This window comes from Paraburkholderia hayleyella, assembly GCF_009455685.1.
Taxonomy (GTDB): Bacteria; Pseudomonadota; Gammaproteobacteria; order Burkholderiales; family Burkholderiaceae; genus Paraburkholderia; species Paraburkholderia hayleyella.
On record NZ_QPES01000002.1, the window covers coordinates 128,748 to 154,976 of the forward strand.

At 60.7% G+C, this 26,229-nt stretch carries 24 protein-coding genes; 19 read left to right on the plus strand and 5 right to left on the minus strand.

Annotated elements, in window-relative coordinates; translation table 11 throughout:
- Positions 1–391 precede the first annotated feature (391 nt).
- Positions 392–1,330, plus strand: a complete 939-nt coding sequence (gene epsC / locus GH657_RS14975) for a serine O-acetyltransferase EpsC (RefSeq protein ID WP_153101849.1) — start codon at positions 392–394, stop codon at positions 1,328–1,330.
- Positions 1,331–1,421: 91 nt separating this feature from the next.
- On the opposite strand, the gene folE is transcribed toward epsC, so the two are convergent.
- Positions 1,422–2,057: a GTP cyclohydrolase I FolE gene (folE, locus tag GH657_RS14980; RefSeq protein WP_153101850.1), complete on the minus strand. Its 636-nt coding sequence runs from the start codon at positions 2,055–2,057 to the stop codon at positions 1,422–1,424.
- A gap of 485 nt (positions 2,058–2,542) precedes the next feature.
- Here folE and GH657_RS14985 point away from each other — a divergent pair, with 485 nt between their 5' ends.
- The 6 genes from GH657_RS14985 to GH657_RS15010 all read left to right on the plus strand — a co-directional run bounded on the left by GH657_RS14985 (position 2,543) and on the right by GH657_RS15010 (position 8,224).
- Complete coding sequence (locus tag GH657_RS14985; protein ID WP_153101851.1) at positions 2,543–3,259, plus strand: 3-oxoacid CoA-transferase subunit A; 717 nt, start codon at positions 2,543–2,545, stop codon at positions 3,257–3,259.
- 13 nt (positions 3,260–3,272) lie between these two features.
- Positions 3,273–3,917 carry a 3-oxoacid CoA-transferase subunit B gene (locus tag GH657_RS14990; RefSeq protein WP_153101852.1) on the plus strand — a complete coding sequence of 215 codons (645 nt, stop codon included), beginning with the start codon at positions 3,273–3,275 and terminating at the stop codon, positions 3,915–3,917.
- Positions 3,918–4,104: 187 nt separating this feature from the next.
- The gene (locus GH657_RS14995; protein WP_153101853.1) at positions 4,105–5,472 is read left to right on the plus strand and encodes a 3-carboxy-cis,cis-muconate cycloisomerase; all 1,368 of its coding nucleotides are present in this window, start codon (positions 4,105–4,107) and stop codon (positions 5,470–5,472) included.
- 50 nt (positions 5,473–5,522) lie between these two features.
- The gene (pcaD, locus tag GH657_RS15000) at positions 5,523–6,311 is read left to right on the plus strand and encodes a 3-oxoadipate enol-lactonase (RefSeq protein ID WP_153101854.1); all 789 of its coding nucleotides are present in this window, start codon (positions 5,523–5,525) and stop codon (positions 6,309–6,311) included.
- On the plus strand, positions 6,311–6,706 hold the full coding sequence (gene pcaC / locus GH657_RS15005; protein ID WP_153101855.1) for a 4-carboxymuconolactone decarboxylase: 396 nt from the start codon (positions 6,311–6,313) through the stop codon (positions 6,704–6,706). The genes pcaD and pcaC overlap by 1 nt, the downstream gene beginning before the upstream one ends.
- Positions 6,707–6,868: 162 nt before the next feature.
- Positions 6,869–8,224 (plus strand): MFS transporter, encoded by a 1,356-nt coding sequence (locus GH657_RS15010; RefSeq protein WP_174769989.1) that lies wholly within the window; start codon positions 6,869–6,871, stop codon positions 8,222–8,224.
- Positions 8,225–8,419: 195 nt separating this feature from the next.
- Here GH657_RS15010 and aptA read toward each other — a convergent pair whose 3' ends face one another.
- Positions 8,420–9,748: an omega-aminotransferase AptA gene (gene aptA / locus GH657_RS15015; RefSeq protein WP_153101856.1), complete on the minus strand. Its 1,329-nt coding sequence runs from the start codon at positions 9,746–9,748 to the stop codon at positions 8,420–8,422.
- A 230-nt stretch (positions 9,749–9,978) separates the two neighbouring features.
- On the opposite strand from aptA, the gene GH657_RS15020 reads away from it, so the two are divergent.
- Entirely contained in the window at positions 9,979–11,400 is a 1,422-nt protein-coding gene (locus GH657_RS15020; protein WP_153101857.1) for an aminotransferase-like domain-containing protein, read from the plus strand.
- Positions 11,401–11,409: 9 nt separating this feature from the next.
- Here the strand turns inward: GH657_RS15020 and GH657_RS15025 are convergent, their stop codons facing one another.
- The 3 genes from GH657_RS15025 to GH657_RS15035 all read right to left on the minus strand — a co-directional run bounded on the left by GH657_RS15025 (position 11,410) and on the right by GH657_RS15035 (position 14,845).
- Complete coding sequence (locus GH657_RS15025) at positions 11,410–12,864, minus strand: cytochrome P450 (protein WP_153101858.1); 1,455 nt, start codon at positions 12,862–12,864, stop codon at positions 11,410–11,412.
- Between the two features lie 28 nt (positions 12,865–12,892).
- Positions 12,893–13,639, minus strand: a complete 747-nt coding sequence (locus GH657_RS15030; protein ID WP_153101859.1) for a FadR/GntR family transcriptional regulator — start codon at positions 13,637–13,639, stop codon at positions 12,893–12,895.
- Positions 13,640–13,894: 255 nt separating this feature from the next.
- Positions 13,895–14,845, minus strand: coding sequence for a PDR/VanB family oxidoreductase (locus GH657_RS15035; protein ID WP_153101860.1), 951 nt, complete (start codon positions 14,843–14,845; stop codon positions 13,895–13,897).
- 280 nt (positions 14,846–15,125) lie between these two features.
- On the opposite strand from GH657_RS15035, the gene GH657_RS15040 reads away from it, so the two are divergent.
- The 11 genes from GH657_RS15040 to GH657_RS15090 all read left to right on the plus strand — a co-directional run bounded on the left by GH657_RS15040 (position 15,126) and on the right by GH657_RS15090 (position 26,225).
- Complete coding sequence (locus GH657_RS15040; RefSeq protein WP_153101861.1) at positions 15,126–16,436, plus strand: aromatic ring-hydroxylating oxygenase subunit alpha; 1,311 nt, start codon at positions 15,126–15,128, stop codon at positions 16,434–16,436.
- 29 nt (positions 16,437–16,465) lie between these two features.
- The gene (locus GH657_RS15045; protein WP_153101862.1) at positions 16,466–17,914 is read left to right on the plus strand and encodes an NAD-dependent succinate-semialdehyde dehydrogenase; all 1,449 of its coding nucleotides are present in this window, start codon (positions 16,466–16,468) and stop codon (positions 17,912–17,914) included.
- A gap of 10 nt (positions 17,915–17,924) precedes the next feature.
- Positions 17,925–18,710, plus strand: coding sequence for a FadR/GntR family transcriptional regulator (locus GH657_RS15050; protein ID WP_153101863.1), 786 nt, complete (start codon positions 17,925–17,927; stop codon positions 18,708–18,710).
- A gap of 58 nt (positions 18,711–18,768) precedes the next feature.
- Positions 18,769–19,827, plus strand: a complete 1,059-nt coding sequence (locus GH657_RS15055) for an amidohydrolase family protein (RefSeq protein ID WP_153101864.1) — start codon at positions 18,769–18,771, stop codon at positions 19,825–19,827.
- 45 nt (positions 19,828–19,872) lie between these two features.
- Entirely contained in the window at positions 19,873–20,880 is a 1,008-nt protein-coding gene (locus tag GH657_RS15060) for a DODA-type extradiol aromatic ring-opening family dioxygenase (RefSeq protein ID WP_174769990.1), read from the plus strand.
- A 17-nt stretch (positions 20,881–20,897) separates the two neighbouring features.
- Positions 20,898–21,614 (plus strand): RraA family protein, encoded by a 717-nt coding sequence (locus tag GH657_RS15065; RefSeq protein WP_153101866.1) that lies wholly within the window; start codon positions 20,898–20,900, stop codon positions 21,612–21,614.
- Between the two features lie 3 nt (positions 21,615–21,617).
- Positions 21,618–22,268 (plus strand): RraA family protein, encoded by a 651-nt coding sequence (locus tag GH657_RS15070; protein WP_153101867.1) that lies wholly within the window; start codon positions 21,618–21,620, stop codon positions 22,266–22,268.
- Positions 22,269–22,314: 46 nt separating this feature from the next.
- Positions 22,315–22,983, plus strand: coding sequence for a 4-carboxy-4-hydroxy-2-oxoadipate aldolase/oxaloacetate decarboxylase (locus GH657_RS15075; RefSeq protein ID WP_153101868.1), 669 nt, complete (start codon positions 22,315–22,317; stop codon positions 22,981–22,983).
- Between the two features lie 94 nt (positions 22,984–23,077).
- Positions 23,078–23,842: an HD domain-containing protein gene (locus GH657_RS15080; RefSeq protein WP_174769991.1), complete on the plus strand. Its 765-nt coding sequence runs from the start codon at positions 23,078–23,080 to the stop codon at positions 23,840–23,842.
- Between the two features lie 72 nt (positions 23,843–23,914).
- Complete coding sequence (hisC, locus tag GH657_RS15085; RefSeq protein ID WP_153101869.1) at positions 23,915–25,051, plus strand: histidinol-phosphate transaminase; 1,137 nt, start codon at positions 23,915–23,917, stop codon at positions 25,049–25,051.
- Positions 25,052–25,247: 196 nt separating this feature from the next.
- Entirely contained in the window at positions 25,248–26,225 is a 978-nt protein-coding gene (locus tag GH657_RS15090) for an ABC transporter permease (protein ID WP_153101870.1), read from the plus strand.
- Positions 26,226–26,229 lie beyond the last annotated feature (4 nt).

The window sequence follows — 26,229 nt, forward strand, 5'->3', positions numbered from 1 at the left end:
ACGGTGCGTTTTTTACAGGGTATCGTTTTCAGTCAGAGTGATACACAAAGGTGCAGTAAAAATAATAGAAAACGTGTTAGTTGTTTCAATGGAACGGATATTCAAACTAATCATGGTTTGCAGCAACAGGTTTACTCGCTCTGGTTTACGAGAGTTTATGTCGTCGTATTGAACAGGGTGTCTGAAATACGTCATTCATATATGCCGATACAACTTTTAGCTAGCGTGGTTATTGATCGAATTGAACGCCGCCGCGACGTGCGCCGGCTGCCAACCTGAAACTGTGCGAAACGTTTATCGCGCGGAGTACTGCGCGACCGCACCGGAAACACGGTACCCTGTCGGGACACTTCACTCTGAACCGCGCCTGTATTGCGGCGGCCGTCCGATTATGTCCAACGTACCTTCTCATCACTGGGGCCTTGAGCCGATTGTCGCCGCATTGCGCGCATCGCGTGAAAAACTGCACCGCACTCGTCATCCACGCGGTATCCGTGAGCTGCCATCGCGTGACTCGGTCGTCAATATCGTGAATGGTTTGCGTGCAGCCTTGTTTCCGACGCATTATGGCGCGCCGGATCTCACTGACGAAACGGTTGATTATTACGTCGGGCATACGCTTGAAAGCACCTTGCGCCTGCTGGCTGAGCAGATCCGGCGCGCCTTGCGCTTCTTGCCTGAATATGCGGACACTTCCGAGCTCGAATTGCGTTTGCAGGCGTATGCGATTGCTACTGAATTCGCCAAGCAGTTACCTGGCATTCGTGCGCTGCTCGTCAGCGATATCCAGGCGGCGTTCGCGGGCGACCCTGCTGCGCAGCATATTACTGAGATCCTGCTGTGCTATCCGGGCATTTGTGCCATGACGCATCATCGTTTGGCTCATGCGTTGTATCGGCTGGGCGTTCCGCTTCTGGCACGATTCATTAACGAAATCGCACATTCAGCGACCGGCATTGACATTCACCCGGGTGCGCAGATAGGGCCGAGTTTTTTCATCGACCATGGCACTGGCGTTGTGATTGGCGAAACCGCTGTCATCGGTGAACATGTGCGTGTGTATCAGGCTGTGACGTTGGGGGCAAAAAGTTTTGCCGCAGATATTAACGGTGCGTTAGTGAAGGGAAATGCACGTCATCCGCTGGTCGAAGATGACGTGGTGATCTACGCTGGCGCCACGATTTTGGGCCGCGTGACGATTGGGCGTGGCTCTGTGATTGGCGGCAACGTCTGGCTGACGCATAGCGTGCCACCCGGCAGTAGCGTTTCGCAGGGAAAAATCCGCGAAGGCGAGCGTACCGACGCCGCCTCGGGCTTACAGACGGGCTAAGACTTGCTGCGTTGCGTGCTGGTGAGTGTGCGGCCGTTATGCCGCTGCCCACTCACCTGGCCTAGCCTAGCCTGGCAGACAGGCCAGGCATCTAGGTATTCGAGACATTGATTGCCATGGGGTTGCCGATAATGGCGAGAAATTCCCGCCGCGTCGATGCATCGGTGCGAAAAGCGCCGAGCATGCGCGAAGTGACCATGGCCACGCCTGTCTTGTGTACGCCGCGGGTCGACATGCATTGATGTGAAGCCTCGAGCATGACCCCCACCCCTTTGGGTTGCAGGATGTCGTTTAATGCATCGGCAATTTGCACTGTCATTTTTTCCTGAATCTGCAGGCGCTTGGCGAACGCATCGACGAGCCGCGCCAGCTTCGATATGCCCACGACCCGCCGCTCCGGCAGATAAGCGATATGAGCACGGCCGATGATCGGCACCATGTGATGTTCACAATAGCTTTCGAAGCGGATATCTTTCAGCACGATCATTTCGTCATAGCCATCTACTTCAGAAAACGTCCGCGATAAAATTTCGTGCGGGTTAACGCTGTAGCCCGAAAAAAATTCTTCATATGACCGGACAACCCTGGCGGGCGTGTCGAGCAGGCCTTCGCGTTGCGGATCGTCTCCTGCCCAGCGCAACAGCACGCGCACGGCGTCCTCGGCTTCTTCCCGGGTGGGGCGCACGAGTGCCCCAGAAGGATTGACAGGCTGTGCGTCGCGGCTCATCGATGATCTCCAGTAAATAACTGAGCGGCATTGTTCCATGTTTTGGCCGTGCCTGGGATGCGTGGCAACGCGATGCTGGCCATTTGGCCAGGTGTCCCGGCGGCGTTCAAACTCCTACCCTGTATGGTCGTGATCCTGCCACTCTGCTTCCCGTAACGCTGGGACGTATCATAAATTGCATGTTGTCCGAAGCAACATGTGCGGGTTAGGGCAGATGAATTCGCAGTATCCGAGCTGTTTGGAGGCGATGGTGCAGGCACCAGGTGGAAAGCAGCGCAGGGCCGTATTTTCAGGCCGAATTGCACAATAAAGCTTGACATGAAACGCGGGTAGGCTGGCTCGGAGTTGCCTTGACAGTGCTTCTGGACGACACAGATAATGCGCCGGTAAATTCGTTAAGCGAAGCAATGTTTCTACGCGAACAAGATTCACGGAGTTGCATGCGCACCCAGTGGTCAATTCCAGTGTTTTAAAAGGAATCCAGGATGGTTAACAAGATTTTTGCTTCACTTCAGGCCGCTGTGGCTGATATTCACGACGGTGCGACGGTGATGATCGGTGGTTTTGGCACGGCAGGTATGCCGTCTGAACTGATCGACGCGCTGATCGAACAGGGTGCGCGCGATCTCACGATTGTCAATAACAATGCCGGTAACGGCGAGATCGGCCTTGCGGCGCTACTCAAAGCTAAACGTGTGCGCAAAATCATCTGTTCGTTTCCGCGCCAGACGGATTCTTACGTGTTCGATGCGTTGTACCGCGCTGGTGAGATCGAGCTGGAGCTCGTACCTCAAGGCAATCTGGCCGAACGGATTCGTGCTGCGGGCGCGGGCATTGGTGGGTTTTTCACTCCAACGGGTTATGGCACAAAGCTGGCCGAAGGCAAGGAAACCCGGCTGATCGACGGCCGTCATTATGTGTTTGAGACACCGCTTGCCGCTGATTTCGCTCTGATCAAGGCGTATCAGGGCGATCGCTGGGGCAATCTGGTATATCGCAAGACAGCTCGCAATTTCGGGCCCATCATGGCCAGCGCGGCCAAAACCGCGATCGTACAGGTGTCCCAGGTTGTGCCGCTTGGTGTGCTGGACCCCGAGGTCATCATCACACCGGGCATCTTCGTGCAACGGGTCGTTGAAGTGCCGCAGGTCGCACATGCGGTACAGGGCGTTTCGGCGCATCGCTCCATGACGTCCGCCTGAGGAGGAACCGGCAATGAAACGACTTACCCGCGATCAAATGGCCCAACGTGTGGCCCAGGATATTCCCGAGGGCGCGTATGTGAACCTCGGGATTGGCGTGCCGACGCTAGTGGCCAATCACCTTGGCACTGAGCGTGAAATCTTCCTCCATAGCGAGAATGGCCTGTTAGGCATGGGCCCGGCTCCGGCTCCCGGCGAGGAAGATGACGAACTGATCAATGCTGGCAAACAGTACGTCACCTTGCTGCGTGGCGGCGCGTATTTTCACCATGCTGATTCGTTTGCGATGATGCGTGGCGGTCACCTGGATTTTTGTGTGCTGGGCGCGTTCCAGGTGTCGGTTACAGGCGATCTGGCGAACTGGCACACCGGCGCACCGGACGCGATTCCCGCGGTTGGCGGCGCGATGGATCTGGCGCTAGGTGCAAGGCAGGTCTACGTGATGATGGAGCATCTGACCAGACAGGGCGAGAGCAAGATCGCGGCCGCGTGCTCGTATCCAGTGACTGGCGTGGGCTGCGTGGACCGGATTTACACGGATCTGGCGCTGCTGGATGTGACAGCCGAGGGTCTCGTTGTCCGGGAAATATTCTCCGATATTGATTTTGCTGAATTGTCCCGGCTGACAGGCGTGCCGCTCATTGATGCCACAACTTAATACAGCAACGGCAGCAATGGCAGCAACGTTATCTGATAAGCGGGCAGACACGCCTTAAGGCCCTGTTGTCCGTTTGAGCTTCGTGGCGTGGCGTGCCGGCATTCACAGCGCGCCAGGCCTCGCAGCCGCATGGTCCTCCTGGCTACGCTGGGCACTTTCACTTTTCTTCTTTCCGGTCTTTATTTCCATGCCCGATACCAGCGCTCGCCTGACTCGCCTGATTTGCGGCACGCCGCTGATGAACGACATCTGGTCGCCGCACGTCACCTTGCAACGCATGCTGGATGTCGAGGCTGCGCTGGCACGAGCTTGCGCGGCGCACGGTGTGATCCCGTCGGGTGCGGTGGGGTTCATTGAAGCGGCTTGCGATGCCGCCTGTCTTGATGCCGAGGCGCTGGCGCGTGATGCCGCGCTGGCCGGTAATCTGGCGATTCCGCTAGTGAAGCAGCTCACCGCGCGGGTGAAGCAGCTTGATGCCGCCGCGGCGAAGTACGTCCATTGGGGCGCGACGAGCCAGGACATCATTGATACCGCCACGGTGCTGCAACTGCGCGATACCTTTGTGCTGCTCGACGAAGGCTTGAGGGCAGCCTGTGCCGCGCTGGCAAGGCAAGCGCAGGCGCATCGGACGACCCTCATGGCAGGCCGTACCTGGCTGCAGCAGGCATTGCCGGTTACGCTGGGGCTGAAGTTTGCCCAATGGCTGGACGCGATGCTGCGTCACGGTGAGCGTCTCGAAGCGTTGCGCACGCGCATGCTGGTGCTGCAATTCGGCGGCGCGGTAGGCACCCTGGCCAGCTTGCGCGATGCAGCGCCTGCTGTAACGCAAACGCTGGCTGCGGAGCTTGGGCTGGCGCTTCCCACATTACCGTGGCACACGCAGCGTGACCGCATTGCTGAAGCCGCGACTTACCTGGGTATGCTGACGGGTACGCTGGGCAAAGTAGCCCGCGATCTCTCCCTGCAAATGCAAACCGAGGTTGGCGAACTGGCCGAAGCTGCGGCAGCGGGTAAGGGTGGCTCGTCCACGATGCCGCACAAGCGCAATCCAGTGGGTTGCGCGGCGGTGCTGAGCGCGGCGATGCGTGCGCCAGGGCTGGTTGCCACGGTGCTGGCAGGCATGGTGCAAGAGCATGAACGCGCGCTGGGTGGCTGGCAAGCGGAGTGGGAGGCGTTGCCCGATCTCGCGCGGATTGCTGGCGGTGCGCTGGCGCAAACCGGACAAATCATTGCTGGGCTCCAAGTGGACGAGCAACGTCTCGCTACCAATCTTGAGATGACGCATGGGCTGATTCTCGGCGAAGCCGTAATGCTTGCGCTGGGTGAGCAAATCGGGCGGCTCGACGCGCACCGGCTGGTTGAGCAGGCATCGAAAGCTGCGCTACAAAACGGGCGCACGCTGTTTGAAGTCCTCGCGGACAATCCCTCGGTGACACAACATGTGCCACCGTCCGAGCTCAGGCAACTTCTGGACCCCGCTCATTACATCGGCCAGGCGTGCGCGCAGGTCGATGCCGTGCTCGCCCTCTATACCGCACGTGCCAATTGCACCTGATGGTCTGAAACGTCTTAAGTACTTTGTCATTTAACGCAGGAGTCGACGATATGCCTTACGCCGCAGTTAACGGTATCCAGCTTCATTACCGGCTCGATGGTGAGCAGCAACACGATGCTCCCTGGGTCATCCTGTCGAATGGGCTTGGCAGTGATCTGTCGATGTGGGCGCCTCAAATTGAGGCGCTGGCACAGCAGTTTCGCGTGTTGCGTTACGACACGCGTGGCCATGGCCATTCGGATGTGCCGCCGGGGCCCTACACGATTGAACAATTGAGCGGTGATGTGCTTGGCCTGATGGATCATCTCAAGATTGAACGGGCGCATTTTTGTGGATTATCCATGGGGGGCCTGACGGGCATCGCGCTGGCAGCGCGGCATGCGTCGCGTTTTTCTCGTGTGGCGTTGTGCAATACGGCGGCGCGTATTGGTACGTCCGAGGTGTGGCTGCCACGGGCCGCGAAAGCCCGTAGCGAAGGGCTGGCTGCACTGGTTGATGTGTTGATGCCACGCTGGTTTTCAGCCAGCTTTATTGCCCGGGAGCCGTTGGTGCTGGCCGCGATGCGCGATGTGCTCGTGCATACCAGCGGCGAAGGCTATGCGGCAAATTGCGATGCCCTTAACGCCGCTGACCTGCGCCCGGAGATCTCACGTATCACCGCGCCCACGCTGGTGCTGGCAGGTATGCATGATCGGGCTACAACACCTGGGCAGGGCCGTGAGCTGGCTGATGGCATTGCCGGGTCGCGTTATGTCGAACTTGACGCCGCGCATGTGTCGAATATCGAGCAAGCTCAATTATTCACGCAGACCGTGCTGAACTTCCTCAAGGAACGCTAATGAACGACGAAGAGCGCTACCTGGCGGGTCTGAGCGTGCGCCGTGCTGTGTTGGGCGAGGCTCATGTAGAGCGTTCACTGGCGACGCGCACGGAGATGAATCACGAGTTCCAGGATTTGATCACGCGCTATGCGTGGGGCGAGATCTGGACCCGGGACGGTTTGCCACGCCATACGCGCAGCTTGCTGACGATTGCGATGATGGTGGCGCTCAATCGCAGCGAGGAGTTGGCGCTGCATCTGCGCGCGGCAAAAAACAATGGCGTGACGCGTATGCAAATCAAGGAAGTCCTGTTGCAAGCCGCCATTTATTGCGGTGTGCCGGCGGCCAATTCAGCATTTCATCTGGCCGACAGGATATTTGCCGAAGACGATAGCGCAAGCAATGCCATCTGAATGAATGTGCAGGAGTGCATGCTGCTGGCGGGCACAATGGCGATGCCGTTTCAGGCTGGGGCGATCCGACGATCTGAAACAGCGTGACCGCAGCCGCGCAGCCAGAACCGCATGACTCCAGATTCGCCCTGGCCAGAAGCGGCAGGGCAAAAGGAGGCCCATATGGCAGCCATGCCTCACACGCTCGATGTGCAGCAGTTCATCGATGAACTGCGGTTCTCGCCGTATCAATGGTTCATTTTCACGTTGTGTTTTCTAATCATCGTGATGGATGGGTTTGATACCGTCGCCATGGGTTTCGTTGTGCCTGCGCTTAGCACGCAATGGGATCTGTCGATCGTTGAGCTGATACCGGTCATGAGCGCTGCGCTGGTGGGTCTCGCACCAGGCGCGCTGGTCGCCGGCCCACTGGCTGACCGGATAGGTCGCAAGAAGGTGCTGCTGGGTGCGGTGCTGCTTTTCGCTGCGTTCAGCCTGGCGTGTGCCTTTGCCGGGTCGCTCACGGAGTTGCTGGTGCTCCGGCTGTTGACGGGCCTTGGGTTAGGCGCGGCGATGCCCTGCATGACGGCACTCATGTACGAATCTGCGCCTGCGCGTTGCCGCTCGTTGCTGGTCAACACCATGTTTTGTGGCTTCACGCTGGGGGCGGCGGCGGGGGGGCTCGTTGCAGCGCTGCTGATTCCGCTTTACGGCTGGCGCAGTACGTTCCTTCTGGGCGGCATGATTCCGCTGGTGCTGTTCGTGGTGTCGCTGGCGCTGCCGGAATCCATCCGCTTCATGGTGCTGCGAGGTTTTCCTGCAACGAAAGTCGCTCTGGTGTTGCGGCGCCTGGCACCTGACAGATCGTTCGGACAGACACGGTTCGTATTGTCCGGCGAGGCTCCGATGCGCCGGCTATCGGGGCTATCGGTGGTGTTGTCACGACGCTTCAGGGGCGGCACGGCGATGCTTTGGCTGACTTACTTTAACGGCCTGCTGGTGTATTACCTGCTGACGGGCTGGCTGCCTGCGCTGATGCACGAAGAGGGCTTCGCTGCACACGAAGGTGTCCTCGTGGCCGCGCTCTTTCAGCTGGGTGGCGTGCCTGGCGCGATTGGCATGGGCTGGTTGATGGACCGTTTTGAGCCGCATCGGGTGATTGCGACGGGTTTTGGTCTGACTGCGCTTCTCGTCTGGATGGTGGGGCAGGAGGTCGATTATCTGCCGTTTCTGGCAAGCGTCACGTTTGTGGCAGGTATGTTCATGAACGGGGCGCAATCATCGTTGCCCACGCTGGCTTCCAGGTTTTATCCGACCAGTGGCCGGGCCACTGGCGTGGCATGGATGCTGGGCATGGGGCGAGTGGGCGGCATTGTGGGGGCATTTTCTGGAGGCTTGCTGCTGCAGGCGCATTTCGGTTTCAGCGCGATTTTCTCGTGGCTGTCGTTGCCCGCACTGGTTGCGGCAATAGCGCTGCTGGTTAAGCATGCGCTTACGTCGCGCATGCATTCACGAAATGCGCCGGCCAAACCGGTATAGAGAGATCGAGAGATCAACGGATAGACGCATCATGGTGCGCCATTGCGGCTCTGGGATGGGGCGGCACCTGTCCAGATCAGGCGCGCCGTCCCAGCTTTTCGCGCTATTGCACGCTGTTCCGCACGTTCCTTCAGTTTCTTTCCTGCCGAAACCCGCACGCGAACCAGCCGTTGATTCAAGCGCTCATTCGACCGCTCATTCGACCGTTGCCAGCACCTTGCGCACCGTCTCGAACACCTGCGCAATTTGTGCTTCGTTGATGATCAACGGCGGCGAAAACGCCAGAATATCGCCCGTAAAGCGCACCAGCACACCCGCCTCAAAGCATTTGACAAACGCTTCATAGGCGCGTGCGCCGGGAGCGCCGTGGCGAGGCTCCAGTTCAATGCCCGCCACGAGGCCCAGATTGCGGATGTCTTTGACATGTCGGGCATCGCGTAACGCATGGGCGGCGTTTTCAAACGTGGGCGCAAGCGTGGCGGCGCGTGCGAACAGGTCTTCGCGGCGATACAGCTCCAGTGTTGCCACGGCGGCGGCCGCCGCAGCGGGATGGGCCGAATAGGTATAGCCATGAAAGAGTTCGATGGCCCCCGGCGCACCGCTATTCATGATGGTGTCGTGAATCGTGCGGCTAGCGGCGACTGCTCCCATCGGAATCGCCGCGTTGTTGATGGCCTTGGCCATTGTCAGCAGGTCCGGCGTAACGCCAAAATACGTGCTTGCCGTGGGTGCGCCGAGACGGCCAAAACCGGTAATCACCTCGTCGAAAATCAGCAAGATGCCGTGCTTCGTGCAGATGTCGCGTAATTTTTGCAAATAGCCCTTCGGCGGAATGAGTACTCCGGTCGATCCTGCAACGGGTTCGACGATCACCGCGGCGATGGTCGAAGCGTCGTGCAAGGTGACGAGGCGCTCCAGTTCATCCGCCAGATGTTCGCCCCAGCCGGGCTGGCCTTTGGTAAATGCATTGTGTTCAAGGTTATGCGTATGCGGCAGGTGATCGACGGCGGGTAGCAGGGCGCCGGAGAACGTTTTGCGATTGGGCGCGATGCCGCCGACCGAGATGCCGCCAAAACCCACACCGTGATAGCCGCGCTCGCGGCCGATCAGACGGGTGCGCTGGCCTTCGCCGCGTGCCCGATGCCAGGCGAGTGCGATTTTCAGCGCGGTGTCCACTGCTTCAGAGCCCGAGTTGGTGAAGAAGATCCGGTCGAGCCCTGCGGGCATCAAGGCCGCGACTTGAGTCGCGGCTTCGAACGCGACGGGGTGGCCCATCTGGAAGGTGGGCCCGAAATCAAGCGTGGCGAGTTGCTGCGTGATCGCGCTGATAATTTCCTCGCGGCAGTGGCCCGCGTTGACACACCACAGCCCCGCGCAAGCGTCGAGTACTTCGCGTCCATCCGGCGTGCGGTAAATCATGCCTTTAGCCGACGCCAGTAGACGCGGGGCGCTTTTGAACTGGCGGTTGGCGGTGAATGGCATCCAGAATGCAGACAGATCGTCGCTGATGGGCTGTGAAGTCATCGGTTTCTTCTCCAAAAGTAACGGCCACTGTAGCGTTGGGGGGCAAAGGCTGGACATAAACAGTTGCTGCGCTGGTGCTAATAACTGTACTGTCCGGTACGCGATAACTGTGCTGGTGCTGCTTTTGGTCCTTATGATCCTTATTCGTTTCTGTCTTCTGTTTGGTTCATTGCCCGGTTGTGGCCTGGCCGTGGCTTTGATTGTCCGCAGTGGTTTTATCCGGGTTTCCGATGATCGAACTTGAACTCAAACGTGAGTCTGGCGCGCCGCATACGCTGGTCGAGCAGCTCGTGCAGGGCTTTACCGAGGCGATCGAAAAGCAGACGCTGCGTGCCGGGGCCCGGCTGCCTTCGGTGCGGCAACTGGCGCGCCTGCATCACTTGAGCACCTTCACGGTGATGGAAGCGTATAACCGGCTCGCAGCGGCGGGCCTGGTGGTGGCGCGGCGGGGGTCCGGTTACCGGGTCTTGCCCCGTGACACTCCCGGACGCTCAACGCGCGCCGTCGAATGGCAGCCGCCCAGCCTCGGCGCGACGTGGCTGCTATCGGATGTGTTCGCGGATCATTCGGTGCCGGTGAAAGCCGGAGGGGGCTGGTTGCCGAACGAATGGCTCAACCAGCGCGGCTTGCAACAGGCGCTACGCACCGTGAGCCGGGTGCCGGCGGTGCGTCTGGGCGATTACGGCCAGCCCTGTGGTTTTGCGCCACTGCGTGAGCGTATCGTGGCGCAACTCGACCGCTATGGCCTACCGCTCGATGTAGCGGATGTGCTTTTGACCCAAGGCGCGACCCAGGCGCTCGATCTGATCGTGCGCACGCTGCTACGTCCGGGGGATCGGGTCATTGTCGAGGATCCGGGTTATTGCAACCTGCTGCAGATTCTTCGGCTGGCGGGTCTTGAAGTGCATGGCGTGTCACGCACATCCAGCGGGGTCGATCTCGTGGAGCTGGAAGCGCTGGTTGCCGCACACCGGCCGAAAGCGATTTTCGTTAATACCACGCTGCAAAATCCGACCGGTGCGAGTTACAGCATGGCGGGTGCTTTCCAGTTGCTGCGGCTGGTGCAGCGTGAGCAGATGTGGCTCATCGAAGACGATGTCAGCCGTGAGCTTGCTCCGGTGGGCGCGCCGTTATTCGCAGCGCTGGATGGCTTGCAACGGGTGATCTATGTCGGCGGTTTTTCAAAGACGGTGACACCGGCGCTGCGTTGCGGCTATATCGTGGCCGAGCGTGAGGTGCTGCGTGAGCTGGCGCGCTTCAAGATGGCGGTCGGGCTAACCTCGTCAGAGGCGACTGAGCGGATCGTGGACAAGGTGTTGCTCGAAGGGCGTCACACGCATTATGTCGAGGCGCTCACCGAGCGCTTGCGCGGCGCTCATGCCATTGTCGAAGAGCGGCTCGATGAGCTGGGACTGGCGGTGTTTCATCGCCCCCGTGCAGGGCTGTTCGTCTGGGCGCGGCTGCCGGTCGATCCCGCTAGTGCCACGGCCGTGGCGACCGCCGCGCTGGCCGATGGCATCTGGCTCGCGCCCGGTGCGTACTTCCGCCCAGCGGATGCGCCTAGCGCATGGTTTCGCTTTAACGTGCCGTATTCGACAGGGGATGCGTTGTGGCGTTTTATCAAACGCTTAAAGCTGGAGCGTGAGGCTTAACGCTTCAGGTCAAGCGTTAAGGCTTGAGGTTGGGCGGCGGCGCTCCGTCAGCCGCACGGGTACGGTATCGGGCATCATCGTGAAGGCGCTGGTCTCTTTGATTTGGGCGGGATCAATCATCAGTTCAACGTCGAAGTTTGCGAACAGCATCGAAAGCGCGAGGCGCATTTGCACGTTGGCCAGATGCCGTCCTGGGCACACACGCGGTCCCGCGCCAAACTGCAGATAGGCGCGCGGGTCATGCGCGCCGGAGTGTGCATCGCGTTCGCGTAGCCAGCGCTCGACATCGAATGTTTGCGGCTCGGCGAAATGCCGTTCGTCCTGCATCGAGGGCCGGCTCAGAAAGAACATCGTGGTGCCCGCCGGGATCTGCACGTTCTGCAGACAGACGTCTTCGAGCGGCTCGAAGGTGCTGACTGCCGCGACCGGGCGGAAGCGGCTTGCTTCGGTGCAGACGGCTTCGAACAGATCGAGCGCTTTCAGCCCCGCGTAGTCAGGGCAAACCGTATGGGTGCCCAGCGCCGCGCGGGCTGTATCGGCGAGGCGCTGTTGCAGGGGGGCTTGCGTGGCGTACAACAAAGTCCATGAAAGCGAGTTGGCCGTGGTGTCTTCTCCGGCCAGCAACAGCGTGAATACGTTGGCCGCGACCTGGTCGTCGCTGAGGCCAGAGCCGGGCGTGTCGCGCAGACGCAGCATCGCTTCGAGAAAATGACGCGGGTGTTCGGTGGGCTCGTTTTGCATGCGCTCGCGGGCGCGCTGCATCAACTGGCGCACATATCGATGAAGTTCGGTTAAGGCCTGCTCGACGCGTCGGTCGCGCGGCAGTTTCAGATAGCGCCAGTACGGAAACGGCGTATTGGTACGCGACATCACTGTGGGCAGGATCAACGCCAGAGGCTCCTGGATCACGCTGCCTTCGGCATCGAGCGTGCGTGGATCTTCGCCGAATGCCAGCGCGCTGGTGATATCGACGGTATATCGTTTGAAGTCCTCGGTCATTTCGACCGTCGTGCCGCGGGCGGCGGCACGTTGCCAACGTGCGTGTAGCCGTTGAGTGATGTCGTGGAGTGTGGGGTAGAACGACTTGATGTTGGGTATCGACAGCGCTTGCATCACGAGCTTGCGTTGCGGCTCCCAGGCCACGCCTTCAACGGAAAAGAGGCCATTGCAGCCCATTTCTTCCAGCACGGTTTCGAGCGGCGCGAAGCGGCGGTAACGATGAGGCCGCTCGCGCGAAATGGCCTGGCACAGTTCGGCGTCGGTCCAGACGATGATGGGCTTGCCGCAGATCCGAAGGCGATAGGGTGTGCCAAGGTCAGCCGCCCAGCGCTCCAGCGTCAGATGCTGTTTCCTGGTGATGATCTGATGCAGGTTGCCCAGCAAGGGCAAGCCTGGGGGGCAGGGCAGATCGGCGACTTGCCGCAGCGCGCGTAAAGCCTCAGACGTATTAGATGAATTACGCATGGTGAGGTTTATCAATTAACGGTGCGTGCTATTCGTCTTCGGCATGGAGCGTGGCGGTGCCGGAGAGTACCTTCGAGCGGATCGCCTTGACCCGCTCCAGCATGAGCTCACGTGCCAGGGTGCTGTCGTGTGCCGCGATGGCGTCCAGCACGGCCTTGTGCGAGCGGATCACTCGCGTGGCGATGGTACGCGTGGTGTTGGGTTCGAGCAGGGGTTGCAGGACGAAACGCAGGCCACGAAATTGCGCCAGTAGCACGCGGTTATGCGAGGCTTCGACAATCGCCTCACGAAAGCGCATGGAAGCATCGGTGAAGGTCAGCGGCTCGGCGCGCAACGCCTCGAGTTCGGCGAGCACGGTTTGCAGTTTGGTGAGATCGTCGGGCGTGGCGTTTTGCGCGGCGAGTTCCGCGGAGGTGACTTCAATGGCGACTTGCGCATCGAAGATTTCTTCAGCGCTGACGCCAATCAGATGCAACTGGATGGCGAGTGCATCGGCGAAGCGTTCGGGATTGCCCGGTGCGATCCAGGCACCGCCCTTGGCGCCCATGCGAATCTGCACGATGCCGACCGCTTCGAGCGTGCGCAGCGCATCGCGCGCGGCCATGCGGCTGACATTGAACTGGGCGGATAACGAGGTTTCGCTACCCAGAAACTCTCCCGCCTTGATCTGGCCGGAAAAAACCGCGCTTCTGACTTGCGAGACGATGCGCCAGGACAGGGTTTCCGTCTGTACCGGCTCCCAGAGCGGCGCCACTCCAACGGCGTCATTTTTCAAATTGTTTCTCCTGGCCTAAGCATTTGTGTTGTATGAACCGGCGGCGGGTTGCGCACGGCTGTGCCACTGCACTGTGCTGTGTTGCCTTGCTGGATTGCTCCGCATGGTTATCCGCGTGTAGCCTGCGTGTTGTAGCCCGCACGCGTTGTAGCCCGCGCGTTGTAGCCCGGTTAGGCAGGCGAGATGTTAACATGACAGACAAATCATCATACGGTTATATAGATTATCAATTACACGCTACTTGCTCGCGCGTTGTTACAGGTCTAGCACCAGACACGCGCTCTTGCTGCCCGAGCAACAAATCATCATCGAGCGGTTGGTGTCCTGTTCGCTTTGGGTCAGCACCATGTCCCGGTGGTCCGGCTGGCCCTCCAGTACACGGGTTTCGCAAGTGCCGCACACGCCTTGTGAACACGAATAGCTGACCTCCACGCCTGCTCCAAGCAGCGCATCCAGAATCGTTTGGCCCTTGCTGACCTGAATCAGACGTTGGGAGCGTGCGAGCTGCACCGTAAAACCGCCGTCCGCAGCGGGGGCTTCCCTCGCGGCGAAATATTCCACATGAAAGCGCTCGCGTGCGCCGTCGCAGGTGGCGGCCGCCGCTTCGAAGCTCTTCAGCATGCCCGTTGGGCCACAACAGTAAAAGTGCGTGGTGGGTGCATGGCGTTTGAGCAGTGCCGCCAGATCGAGCTGTACACCATCGGGCTCGGCATCGTGATGCCAGTGCACACGTGAACCGTAAGGCTCAAGGGTTGCGACAAAACCTGCCGCAGCGCGGGTGCGTGTGCAGTCATGCAGCTCCCATGAGCGTCCGAGCTGTTCAAGCCGCTGGATCATGCTGAGCAGCGGCGTAATGCCGATGCCGCCTGCGATCAGTACGGTGTGTGGCGCGTCATCAACCAGAGGGAAATGATTGCGCGGCGCGCTGATGGCTAACAGCGTGCCTGTGCGCAAGGTTTCATGCAGGTATTGCGAGCCTCCCCGGCTAGCCGGATCACGGTTGACGCCCAGCACGTAGCGGTGGGTCTCATGCGGCGCGTTGCATAGCGAGTAACTCCGTGTCATGCCGTTGGGCAGATGCACGTCGATATGCGCGCCAGCCGTGAAACTGGGCAGCGCGGCGCCATCGGCGGCGCGCAGTTCGTAGGTGTTGATCGCGGGTGCCTCATAGGTGACCGCGTGAAGCCGCACTTGTAGCGTAGTCATAGTCTCCTTCCTGTATGTCGCCTTCGTTGCCTTCGATTTGCTGGCTCTGTCCCGAGCCTTGAGGGCAGTGTGCTGCAAATTTATTGCACATGTGTATATCTATAATATATATTATCAACATGGCACGAGCAAGCTTTTGCCCTTGACGTAAAAGCAGCCGATACCAAGGGTTCTACCCAGCATGTCTACATATTTAATGTGTATTATTGTTTGCCCGTAGCTAGAGCTGGCCATCCGCTGACGACAAGCCGGCCCGCGATAACAATGGAGACTGAAAAAAATGTTGTCCCAAGCAAAAAACGAGCTTTTGACGAAGGTCGGTCCTGGCGAGCCCATGGGCGAACTGCTGCGCCGCTACTGGATGCCCATCGCCGGCGTGAGCGAATTCGATGAAGTCTCCGTCAAGCCCGTGCGGTTGCTGGGCGAAGACCTCGTGCTGTACAAGGATCTGAGCGGCAACTTTGGCCTGATTGATCGCCAGTGCCCGCACCGCCGTGCCGATCTGGCTTATGGCTTTGTCGAAAAATGTGGCTTGCGCTGCAACTATCACGGCTGGCTTTATGAGCAGGATGGCAAGTGTGCCGAGCAGCCGTATGAAGACGTTGCCCATCCGCAGCTCAAGCTTAAGGAGCGCGTGAAAATCAAGGCTTATCCGGTGCAGGAAAAAGCCGGGATGCTATGGGCTTATCTTGGGCCGCAGCCGGCCCCGCTCGTGCCGAACTGGGAGCCGTTCTCGTGGCAAAACGGTTTTATCCAGATCGTTATTTCCGAAGTGCCCTGTAACTGGCTGCAATGCCAGGAAAATTCGATTGATCCGATCCACTTCGAATGGATGCACAACAACTGGACGACGCGCCTGAATGGCGCTACAGGTCCGTACTCGCCCACCCACAAGCAGCTCGATTTCGACGAATTCGAATACGGTTTCATCTACAAACGTTTGCGTGGCGATGCCGACGAGAACGATCCGCTCTGGTCGATTGGCCGTGTGTGCCTCTGGCCGAATGCGTTTTTCCTTGGCGAGCATTTTGAATGGCGCGTCCCTATCGACGATTTCCGTACGCTCAGCGTGACCTGGGCGTTCACGCGCGTACCGAAAGAAAGCGAGCCCTTCACCCAGACGAGCATCCCCACCTGGCATGGTCCGGTGACCGATCCGCAAACGGGCCGATGGATTACCAGCCACGTGATGAATCAGGATTTCGTGGCATGGGCGGGGCAGGGCGTGATTGCTGACCGCACTCAGGAAAACCTCGGCAGCAGCGATCGCGGCATCGTGATGTTGCGCCGGCGCTTCTTTGAAGAGCTCGATGTGATTGCGAAGGGCGGCGAGCCGAAGGGGCTGATCCGCGATCCGCAACGCAATGAATGTGTCGAGTTGCCGATCGCCGCGCGTGCGACGTTCGTTGAAGGGATGACGCGCGCCGAAGTCGCCAGCCACCCGCTCTGGCGTCATCACCTGAAAGATTTCCGTTTCCAGGCCGGGCAGCCCGAGCGTGTGCGCCGTGCTTTTCTGGACGCGATGGGCCTTGAGCCTCAGCCCAGCCCAAACCTGGACGATGGCGCGCAACCTGCCGCGCATAACGCTTGAGTGCCTGATCGGGCTTATCGGAGACGCAGATGCACAGCAGACACTACGACATCCCACTCGGGTTGTTTATCAACGGCGAGTGGCGCACCACGGGGCGCGCCACGCAGCCTGTCATCAATCCCGCCGATGAAACCGTGCTGGCGCATCTGCCGCTGGCCACCGTGGCCGACCTCGACGACGCGCTGGCTGCTGCCGCTGCCGGGTTTGCCGTGTGGTCCCGGATGAGTGCGCTCGAGCGTTCCGGCATCCTGGAGCAAGCCGCCGCGCTGATGCACGAACGCGCCGACCAGATCGGCACGCTGATGAGTTTCGAACACGGCAAGATGCTGGCCGATGGCTTGCAGGAAGCGCATAGCTCAGCCGATATCGTCAAATGGTTTGCCGAAGAAGGGCGGCGTGCATACGGCCGTATCGTGCCGGGGCCCTTGCCGCATTCGCGCCAGCTCGTGCTGAAAGTGCCGGTGGGGCCTGTCGCCGCCTTGACGCCATGGAATTTCCCTGTGCGCATCCCCGCGCGCACGGTGGCCGCGGCCCTGGCGGCGGGTTGTTCGGTGATCCTGAAGGCTGCAGAAGAAACCCCGGGCTCCACGATAGCGATGGTGCGCTGCTTCGAAGACGCAGGCCTGCCCCCCGGCGTGCTGAACCTGGTGTTCGGCGTGCCCGCTCAGGTATCGGAGCATCTGATCGCCTCGAACGTGATCAAGGCGGTGGCGTTTACGGGTTCGATCCCGGTGGGCAAGCATCTGGCCAGCCTTGCAGCGCACAACGGTTTGAAAAAGCTCGTGATGGAGCTAGGCGGGCACGCGCCGATGATCGTGTGTGATGACGTCGACGTGAAGCGCATTGCCACCCTGACGGCTCAAGCGAAGTTTCGTCAGGCGGGGCAGGCATGCATCTCGCCGACGCGTTTTTATATTCAGCGCGGCGTGTATGACGTGTTTCTCGACACCTTCGTGGACGTCGCGTCGAAGCTCAAGCTGGGCTCGGCGTTCGAACCTGGCGTGCAGGCCAGCCCCGTCGCCAATGCGCGCCGTCTCGCGGCGGCCGATGCTTTCGTCCAGGATGCCCTGGCACACGGCGCACGGCTCGCACTGGGTGGGCACCGGCTTGAGCGAGCCGGTTTCTTTTACGCCCCGACGGTGCTGGCGGATGTCCCGGAAAGCGCTCGCATCATGAATGAAGAGCCGTTCGGCCCTGTTGTGCCCATGAGCGCCTTCGACACGATCGAAGAGGTATTGCTGCGCGCGAACCGTCTCGATTACGGCCTGGCCGCCTATGCCTTCACCGGCTCGGACCGGCGCGCCTTGCAACTGTCGAATGGGCTGGAGGCCGGCATGATCGGGATTAACAGCATGCTGGTGTCAGGGGCCGAGGTGCCGTTTGGCGGCGTGAAGGAAAGCGGGATCGGTTCGGAAAACGGTATCGAAGGTTTGCAGGCGTATCTCGTGACCAAATTCGTGCAGCAAGCGGTGTTGTGAGGAGGCTGTCATGGATGAAGCCTTACTCCTGCCTCGCGGATTAGCACAGAGCAACGAACAGGTTGCCGGTTCTGGCGCGGCGTCTGCTGTCTGGGAATCCGTGCAGATGGAAAAACTGTCGTGGCGGATTGCCGCGCAAGTGCGCGCCGCGCTCTTCTCGCGTCAGGTGAAAGCGGGCGATTTTCTCGGAAGCGAAGCCTCGCTGGCACAGCAGTTCCGCGTCAGCCGCACGGCCGCGCGCGATGCGCTGCGCTCGCTGGAAGCCGTCGGCATCGTCGAGATCCGGATGGGCGCCAAGGGCGGGGCGTGGATCGCCGCCGCCAATCTCGAACGCTTTGCCGATGCGCTGTCGGTGCAGTTGAGCCTGATCGGGGCGAAGGCGCTGGAAGTGTTCGAGGCGCAGATGGCGCTCGAAGTGCTGGCTGCGGAAAAAGCCGCCCAGGGGATGACCACGGCGCAGCGCGAGAACCTGGAAAACGCATTGCATGCCGTGGAGGCAGCGCGCACGCAACTCGATACTTTTACCGAGGCCTCGTTGCGTTTTCATGAGGCGTTGGTCGAAGCCTCCGGCAACCGTGTGCTGCTGGCGCAGTTCAAGGCGCTGCGCTTCATGCTGATGCCGCTGCTGGCGGCGTTCACCGACGCGGATACGGCTGAACGTGTGATCGCTTCGCATCGCCGCCTGTTTGAGGCCGTGTGCGGCGGCGAGGTCGCGCTCGCGCGGCAACTGATGCAGGCGCGCATCGAAACCGTGCGCGCGCGCTTCATGCCCGCCTGGAGCCGTAGCGTGAGTTAAACCCAGGCCCAAGCCCAGCCTGTGCTTCCCCCCAATACATAAACTGATGGAGACATTCATGATTATTGATGCGCACGCGCACGTTACCGCGCCCGATTCGCTTTACGTCTGGAAGTCCGGCCTCGTTTCCCATCGGGGCGCGCATGGCCGTGGCAGCGCGCAAATCAGCGATGACGAGATGCTCGCGGTACTCAATGCGCCGACCTTCGGCAGCAAATCGCACCTTGAGCAGTTGCGCGAGATCGGCACGGACCTGCAACTGATTTCGCCGCGTCCATATCAGATGATGCATAGCGAGAAGCCGGCGAAGATCGTTCACTGGTTCACCGAAGAGACCAACGACATCATCGCGCAGCAAGCGCGTCTCGTGCCGCAAACGTTTCGCGGCATCGGCGGTTTGCCGCAAGCGTATGGCGAACCGGTGAGCCGTTGCCTGCCCGAGCTTGAACGTTGCATCAAGGAGCTGGGTCTGGTCGGCGTGCTGCTCAACACGGATCCGAGCGAAGGTCTCGCTACCCATGACGTTCCCGATCTGGGCAGCGAGTACTGGTATCCGCTGTACGAAAAGCTGGTCGAGCTCGATGTGCCCGCGTATTTGCATTCGGCGGGGTGCCGCTCCGAGCGGCATAACTATTCCTTGCACTTCATCAACGAAGAAACGGTCGCGGTGATGGCGCTGGCGCGCTCGCGTGTGTTCAGGGATTTCCCGCAACTGAAGATCGTCGTGTCGCATGGCGGCGGTGCGGTGCCGTACCAGTTTGGCCGCTTCCAGGCGCCCTCGCTGCGTCCTGGGCGAGCCAGCGAGCCGTTTCTCGACAGCTTGCGCCGGCTCTATTACGACACCGTGCTGTATTCGGCAGAAGCGTTGCGTCTGCTGATTAAAACGGTCGGGGCGGACCGCTGTATTTTCGGTGCCGAGCGCCCGGGCGTGGGCACCGTGCAAGACCCGCAGACAGGCCGCTGGCTCGATGATATCGGGCCGCTGATCGAAAGCTTCGAATGGCTGAGCGCCGCCGAGAAGCAGCAGATTTTTTCGGGCAATGCCCGCAAGGTGTTCCGCCTTGATGACGTTGGTGCTGGTGCTGGTGCTGTTTCCAGCAGCGCGCGTGCCGCCTGACCGCAGGCGTGTAGCGATGACCTTACTAGTCCACAGGAGATGCGCATGGCGACCTTAGTCGGTGCGTTTGCCGCTTCGCATGGCCCCTTGCTGTCGATGCCCCCCGAGTTGTGGCATCTGCGCTCGGGTGCCGACATGAAGAATCCGTCGCACTGGTTTCAGGGGTGCGTGTATGACTATGCGCAACTGCTCGCGGCGCGCGCGCCCGGTTTTGCCGCTGCCGCGAGCGAGGCACAAAAGCAGGCGCGTTTTGCCGCCTGCCAGCGTGCCCTCGACACGCTAGCAGAACGCTTTGCCGCTGCACGGCCGGATCTGGTGCTGGTGCTGGGCAACGATCAGCGCGAAGTGTTCAAGGACGATCTGACACCGGCTATCACGCTGTTCAATGGCGCGCAGATCGACAATATTCCGCTCGCCGAAGCCCAGCGTTTGCGCTTGCCGCCGGGTATCGCCGAAGCGGAAGACGGGCACTGCCCGCCCGAAGGCGCAACGTATCCCGGCGCGCCTGAACAGGCGACGCAACTGGTCGAAGCGTTGTGCGAGGCGGGCTTCGATATCGCGGTATCGAGCCGCCTGCCCGAAGGCCGTGATCGGCAAAACGGCATTCCTCATGCGTTTGGTTTCGTCTATCGCCGCGTGATGCGCGATGCACCGCCGCCTTCGATACCGCTCTTTCTCAACGTCGGCGTGGCGCCGAACCAGCCTCGCGTGGCGCGCTGTCTGGCACTCGGTCATGCGCTGGGCACCGCGTTACGCGGCTTGCCGGAGGGCTTGCGGGTCGCCGTGGTGGCCTCGGGTGGCATGAGCCATTTCGTGGTCGACGAGGCGCTGGACCAGACCGTATTGCAAGCCCTGGCGCTGGGCGACGAAGACACGTTGCGCGGCATTGCCGAGCCGTATTTCAACGGCAACACCTCAGAGATCAAAAGCTGGCTGCCGCTCGTGGGTATTGCACGTAGCGCTGGGCTAACGATGAAGCTGATCGATTACGTGGCGTGCTATCGCTCAGAGGCCGGGACCGGCTCGGGCATGGCGTTCGCCTGCTGGGAATGACCACGGAGAGCCTCACCATGCATCACGAAGACGATTACACCCGGCGCCTGAAGCGGCTTGACTGCTGCGCGGTGTCGGATGCGCTCGACAAGCTCGGGCTGGCCGGAACGGTGACGGGTTTGCCGCAACGCTCGGGTACGCAGCGGATTGCGGGCCGCGCGGTGACGGTCAAGCTGATCGAGGCCAAGGCCCATGCCGCCGCACAGGCCGCACAGGCCGCGAATGTCACAGGCGGCAGCGTCAGTACCGCACCTCGTCATCTGGGCACCACCGCGATCGAATTCGCGGGCCCCGGCGATGTGATCGTGGTCGAGCAGCACACCGGCCTCGACGCGGGTAGTTGGGGCGGGATCTTGTCGCTAGGGGCATCGCTGCGCGGCATCGAAGGCGTGATTGCCGATGGCCCGGTGCGCGATATCGACGAGGCGCGGCAATACGGTTTCCCGGTTTTTGCGCGAGCCCTGACGGCTTTCACGGCACGCAACCGGGTCGCGGAAGCCGGCACCAACGTGCCGGTGAGTGTCGGCACGGTGAGCGTGAGCCCAGGCGATTACGTCATCGCCGATAACAGCGCGGTGATCTTCATTGCCGTGCAACACATCGAGCGCGTGCTGACGGCCGCCGAACACATCGCAGGCAAGGAAGCCGCCATGGCCAAGAAGCTCCTGAATGGCGTGCCGATTGCCCAGGTGATGGGCGCCGATTACGAATACATGCTGGCCAACCACGGATAAATCATGAGCGATACGAATGCAGCACGCGCGCAGGGCCTGGATACCGCGACCCTGAGCGATGCCCTGGACCGGCTCGGCATCATTGGCCAGTGCACCGGGATCAAGCCCCGCGACGCCAGCTTCCGCCTGTGCGGACGCGCTTTCACGATCCTCTACGGCCCGCCTTCGAGCCCGCCAGGAACGGTGGGCGATTACATCGACGATGTGCCGGAAGGGGGCGTCGTGGTGCTTGATAACGCAGGGCGCGAAGATTGCACCGTGTGGGGCGACATCCTGACGGAGATCGCCCATCGCCGGAAGATCGCCGGCACCGTGATCGACGGCATTTGCCGCGACGTGAGCCTGTGCCTCGCGCTGGGCTATCCCGTGTTCAGCAAGGGGCACTGGATGCGTACCGGCAAGGACCGCGTTCAGGTGGAAAGTACCCAGGTGCCCGTGAATATTGGCCATGTCAGGGTGGCGCCTGGCGATTTGCTGGTGGGCGATGCCGATGGCGTGATCGTGATTCCACAGGCGCATGAGGCGCGGGTGCTGGCTGCGGCCGAAGAAATTCACGCCGCGGAAAACGCGATCCGCGAGGCGGCGCGCCAGGGCATGCGGCTCGATGAGGCGCGCGCCCAGCATCGCTATCACGCGCTGCAAACGAAAACCTGAGCCTTGGCGTGCGCCCCGCAGTCAGAACGTTAATCAAGGAGACATCATGCCGTACCCCTTTATCGAGTCGCCGCTCGTGACCGCCACGATTGAGCGGCCCGCTGCGGCAGTGATCGACGCCGCCCGTGCTTTTCCCTCCGCCACGTTGCTCGAAGCGGCCAACAAGACGGGCGCGCTGCCCTCGGCGATCAAGCCGGTGAGTCCGGCGTTCCGCGTCTGCGGTCCGGCGCTCACGGTGCATTCGCCGCCAGGCGACAACCTGTGGCTGCATCGCGCGCTAGTGGTGGCGCAGCCCGGTGATGTGCTGGTGGTGTACACCAGCGATTTTCACGAAGCGGGTTATTGGGGCGAAGTCATGTCCACGGCCGCCAAGGCGCGCGGCATTGCGGGCCTGGTCATCGACGGTTGCGTACGCGATGCCGAACTGCTGGCGCAAATCGGCTTTCCGGTGTTTTCGCGTGGCCTGTGCATTCGCGGCACGACGAAGGATTTTGCCGCGCGTGGCTGGATCAATCATCCCGTGCGTATCGGCGAGGTGCCGGTGCGCGCGGGCGATCTGGTGGTGGGCGATGCCGATGGCGTAGTGGTGCTGGCGCAAGAATCACTGGGCGCGACGTTACGTGCTGCCCGCGAGCGCGAAGACCTCGAAGCGCAGATTTTGCAGCGGATCACCGCAGGCGAACTCACGCTCGATATCTACGGCTGGAATCGCTAGACGCAGCCCGCATTATTCAGGCCGCCGCCCGCCATTCGCCACTTGCCACGCGCCACTATCAAGCCATTCACGCGTCATACATGGAGCTATTCTGATGAGCCACCCCACCCCAGCGGAGCCGTCGCTGACCCTCTCCGAGCGGGCCGACGCACTCGAACACAAGATGATCGCGGAGCTGGACCAGCGTGTCGTGAAATCGGTGATCTACACCTCGGGCGAGCGCGATCCCACCCAGGCGGTACCGCCCCCGCCGGGCACCGGCCACTTCATGATGGGCCACGATCCCCGGTTGCAGGTCATGCCTGCGGCCCCAACGCTCGCGGATTTTTTCAAATACCGCTTCGGCCCCGCCAATCACGTGCTGCAAAGCGCAACCCATGCGCTGAAGGCCGGGCAAAGCGAGAAGGTCGTACTGGCTTGCCTCTTGCACGACATCAGCGTGGCCGGTTTTATTCGCGGCGATCACGGTTACTGGGGCGCGCAGATGATTGCACCGTATGTCGACGAAGAAGTGAGCTGGGCCATCCAGTATCACCAGGCGCTGCGCTTTTTCGCCGATGAAACCGTGGGCTATGGCTACCCGGAAGCGTACTTGCGCTACTTCGGCAAGGAGTACGAGCCCGAGGACTACATCCGGCGCGATTACGAATACGCACGCAATCACAAGTGGTACATGTCGAGCCGCTCGATCACGCTGCACGATATCTATTCATTCGATCCCAACGCGGTGGTGAACCTCGATGATTTCACCGACATCATCGGCCGCAACTTTCGTCAGCCGAAGGAAGGGCTGGGTTTTGATGGCAGCCCCTCGGCGCATATCTGGCGCACGATCATCTGGCCGACGAAGTTTCTGTAACGCTGGGTCCTCGTGTTTTGCTGTTTTTGCCGCGTGATTCCCTCTTCTTTAGCTGCGAAAAAGGTCTTCCCCATGACAACCGAAACAACCGAACTGCGTCCCGTTGCTCCCGCCTATATTGGCTCGCTCAAACCTTATCAGGCGGGCAAGCCGATTGAAGAAACCGCTCGTGAGTACGGCCTGCCCGAAGCCAGCATCATCAAGCTGGCTTCAAACGAAAACCCGCTAGGCATGCCGCCTGCTGCACGCGCCGCGATTGACGCGATTCTCCATGGCGGTGCGCGTTACCCAGACCCAAACGGCCACGCGCTGAAAACCGCGCTCAGCCAACGCTACGCGGTCGAGAAGAACTGGATCACGCTCGGCAATGGTTCGAGCGACATCCTTGAACTGGTGGCGCGCGCGTTTCTTCAGGCCGCAACGCCGGAGGCGGACTGCAATGCGGTGTCGTCGCAGTACGCGTTCATGGCCTGGCAAAACGCGGTGAAGGCGACCGGTGCGCGTCTGATCCAGGTGCCGGCCAAAGATTACGGCCACGATCTGGACGCCATGGCGCAGGCCATCACGCCGGGCACGCGGGTGGTGTATCTCGCCAACCCGAACAATCCCACGGGAACGTTCTTCACGCTCGATGCGTTGCGCGCTTTCATGGAGCGTGTGCCGGGCAACGTGGTGGTGTTGCTGGACGAGGCCTACAACGAGTATCTCGAACCTGCCTTGCGCTATGACAGCACGGAACTGGTGCGCCGCTATCCGAATCTGGTGGTGTCGCGCACGTTCTCGAAAGCCTTTGGCCTCGCCGGTTTGCGCGTCGGCTTTGCGATCGCTACGCCTTACGTGACGGATCTGCTCAACCGTGTGCGCCAGACCTTCAACGTCAACTCGCTGGCACAAGCTGCTGCGATCGCAGCCTTGGGTGACGAGGCCTATCTCAACGCGTCATACCGGCTGAACCGTGAAGGCATCGTCCAGTTCTACGCGTTGTGCACCGAACTCGGGCTGGAGTATGTCGCAAGCCAGGGCAACTTTGTTGTCATCAAGGTGGGCCATGCGGGCGAGTTGTTCGATGCGCTCTTGCGACGCGGCATCATCGTGCGCAAGGTGACCGATTACGGTCTTGGCGAATGGCTACGCGTCACGGTGGGCCTGCCCGAAGAAAACGCCCGCTTTTTCTCGGCGTTGCGCGAACTGGTGGCGCTCAGCGTTTAAAGAGGCGGACGCGATACAGGATGTGCGCTATCGCCCAGTTTATTTTTGACTCTTTGAAATAGCATAAATTTAACTATATTATCGTTTGCATCAAAGCCCCCGCATGCGGTGTGTCCGTACTACACCGCATGTGACAAACAGGCGCACAAAAGACCCTGTCGCTTGATGCGATTCCCCCGATGGAGCGAGACATTCCATGTTCGAGTTTATTTTGCGCAGACTCTCCCAGAGCGTGCTGGCGCTGTGGGTGATGTCACTGCTGGTGTTCGCTGGCGTGTATGTGGTGGGGGATCCGATTGCGCTGATGGTGCCCGACAGCGCCACCCCCGAGATGCGTACCCGCATCATCGCGGCACTCGGGCTCGATCAGCCCGCATGGCTCCAGTACTGGAATTTCTTGAGCCATTCAGTGCGAGGGGATTTTGGCACTTCGTTCCTGACCGGCGCACCCGTCGCGCAGATGATCCTCACGCGCATGCCCGCCACGCTCGAGCTGGCGCTCATCGCCATGCTGATGGCGATGCTGCTGGGCATTCCGCTGGGGATGTACGCCGGGTTGCGTCCTGAGAAATTCACCTCGCGCCTGATCACCGCTTCATCGACGATAGGGTTTAGTCTGCCGACTTTCTGGGTCGGCCTGATCCTGATTCTCGTGTGTTCGGTGCTGTTTGGCTGGCTGCCTTCGGGCGGTCGCGGCGCGACGACATCGTGGCTGGGCATGCAGGTGAGCTTTCTCACGCTCGATGGCTGGCGTCATCTGCTCTTGCCAGCCTTCAACCTGGCGCTCTTCAATATCGCGCTGATCATCCGCCTCGCGTATTCGTCCACGCGCGAAACCGCGCTCACCGATTACGTCAAGTTCGCTCGCGCCAAAGGACTGCGCGCTTCGCGCATCGTGGGGGTGCACATTCTGAAGAACATCATGATTCCGCTGATTACCGTGATTGGTATCAATCTCGGCGGCTTGATCGCTTTTTCGATTGTGACGGAAACCGTGTTTGCATGGCCCGGCATGGGCAAGCTACTGATCGATTCGATCAATGCGCTCGACCGGCCTGTGGTGATCGCGTATCTGCTCACCGTCGCCGTGATTTACATGCTGATCAATCTCGTGGTGGACATTCTGTATTCGTTGCTGGATCCGCGGATCTCGGTGGCGGCGCAAGAGGGCTGAGATG

Coding starts and splice junctions, on each gene's coding strand:
- epsC (WP_153101849.1), top strand. CDS start 392: ATGTCCAACGTACCTTCTCATCACTGGGGCCTTGAGCCGATTGTCGCC.
- folE (WP_153101850.1), bottom strand. CDS start 2,057: ATGAGCCGCGACGCACAGCCTGTCAATCCTTCTGGGGCACTCGTGCGC.
- GH657_RS14985 (WP_153101851.1), top strand. CDS start 2,543: ATGGTTAACAAGATTTTTGCTTCACTTCAGGCCGCTGTGGCTGATATT.
- GH657_RS14990 (WP_153101852.1), top strand. CDS start 3,273: ATGAAACGACTTACCCGCGATCAAATGGCCCAACGTGTGGCCCAGGAT.
- GH657_RS14995 (WP_153101853.1), top strand. CDS start 4,105: ATGCCCGATACCAGCGCTCGCCTGACTCGCCTGATTTGCGGCACGCCG.
- pcaD (WP_153101854.1), top strand. CDS start 5,523: ATGCCTTACGCCGCAGTTAACGGTATCCAGCTTCATTACCGGCTCGAT.
- pcaC (WP_153101855.1), top strand. CDS start 6,311: ATGAACGACGAAGAGCGCTACCTGGCGGGTCTGAGCGTGCGCCGTGCT.
- GH657_RS15010 (WP_174769989.1), top strand. CDS start 6,869: ATGGCAGCCATGCCTCACACGCTCGATGTGCAGCAGTTCATCGATGAA.
- aptA (WP_153101856.1), bottom strand. CDS start 9,748: ATGACTTCACAGCCCATCAGCGACGATCTGTCTGCATTCTGGATGCCA.
- GH657_RS15020 (WP_153101857.1), top strand. CDS start 9,979: ATGATCGAACTTGAACTCAAACGTGAGTCTGGCGCGCCGCATACGCTG.
- GH657_RS15025 (WP_153101858.1), bottom strand. CDS start 12,864: ATGCGTAATTCATCTAATACGTCTGAGGCTTTACGCGCGCTGCGGCAA.
- GH657_RS15035 (WP_153101860.1), bottom strand. CDS start 14,845: ATGACTACGCTACAAGTGCGGCTTCACGCGGTCACCTATGAGGCACCC.
- GH657_RS15040 (WP_153101861.1), top strand. CDS start 15,126: ATGTTGTCCCAAGCAAAAAACGAGCTTTTGACGAAGGTCGGTCCTGGC.
- GH657_RS15045 (WP_153101862.1), top strand. CDS start 16,466: ATGCACAGCAGACACTACGACATCCCACTCGGGTTGTTTATCAACGGC.
- GH657_RS15050 (WP_153101863.1), top strand. CDS start 17,925: ATGGATGAAGCCTTACTCCTGCCTCGCGGATTAGCACAGAGCAACGAA.
- GH657_RS15055 (WP_153101864.1), top strand. CDS start 18,769: ATGATTATTGATGCGCACGCGCACGTTACCGCGCCCGATTCGCTTTAC.
- GH657_RS15060 (WP_174769990.1), top strand. CDS start 19,873: ATGGCGACCTTAGTCGGTGCGTTTGCCGCTTCGCATGGCCCCTTGCTG.
- GH657_RS15065 (WP_153101866.1), top strand. CDS start 20,898: ATGCATCACGAAGACGATTACACCCGGCGCCTGAAGCGGCTTGACTGC.
- GH657_RS15070 (WP_153101867.1), top strand. CDS start 21,618: ATGAGCGATACGAATGCAGCACGCGCGCAGGGCCTGGATACCGCGACC.
- GH657_RS15075 (WP_153101868.1), top strand. CDS start 22,315: ATGCCGTACCCCTTTATCGAGTCGCCGCTCGTGACCGCCACGATTGAG.
- GH657_RS15080 (WP_174769991.1), top strand. CDS start 23,078: ATGAGCCACCCCACCCCAGCGGAGCCGTCGCTGACCCTCTCCGAGCGG.
- hisC (WP_153101869.1), top strand. CDS start 23,915: ATGACAACCGAAACAACCGAACTGCGTCCCGTTGCTCCCGCCTATATT.
- GH657_RS15090 (WP_153101870.1), top strand. CDS start 25,248: ATGTTCGAGTTTATTTTGCGCAGACTCTCCCAGAGCGTGCTGGCGCTG.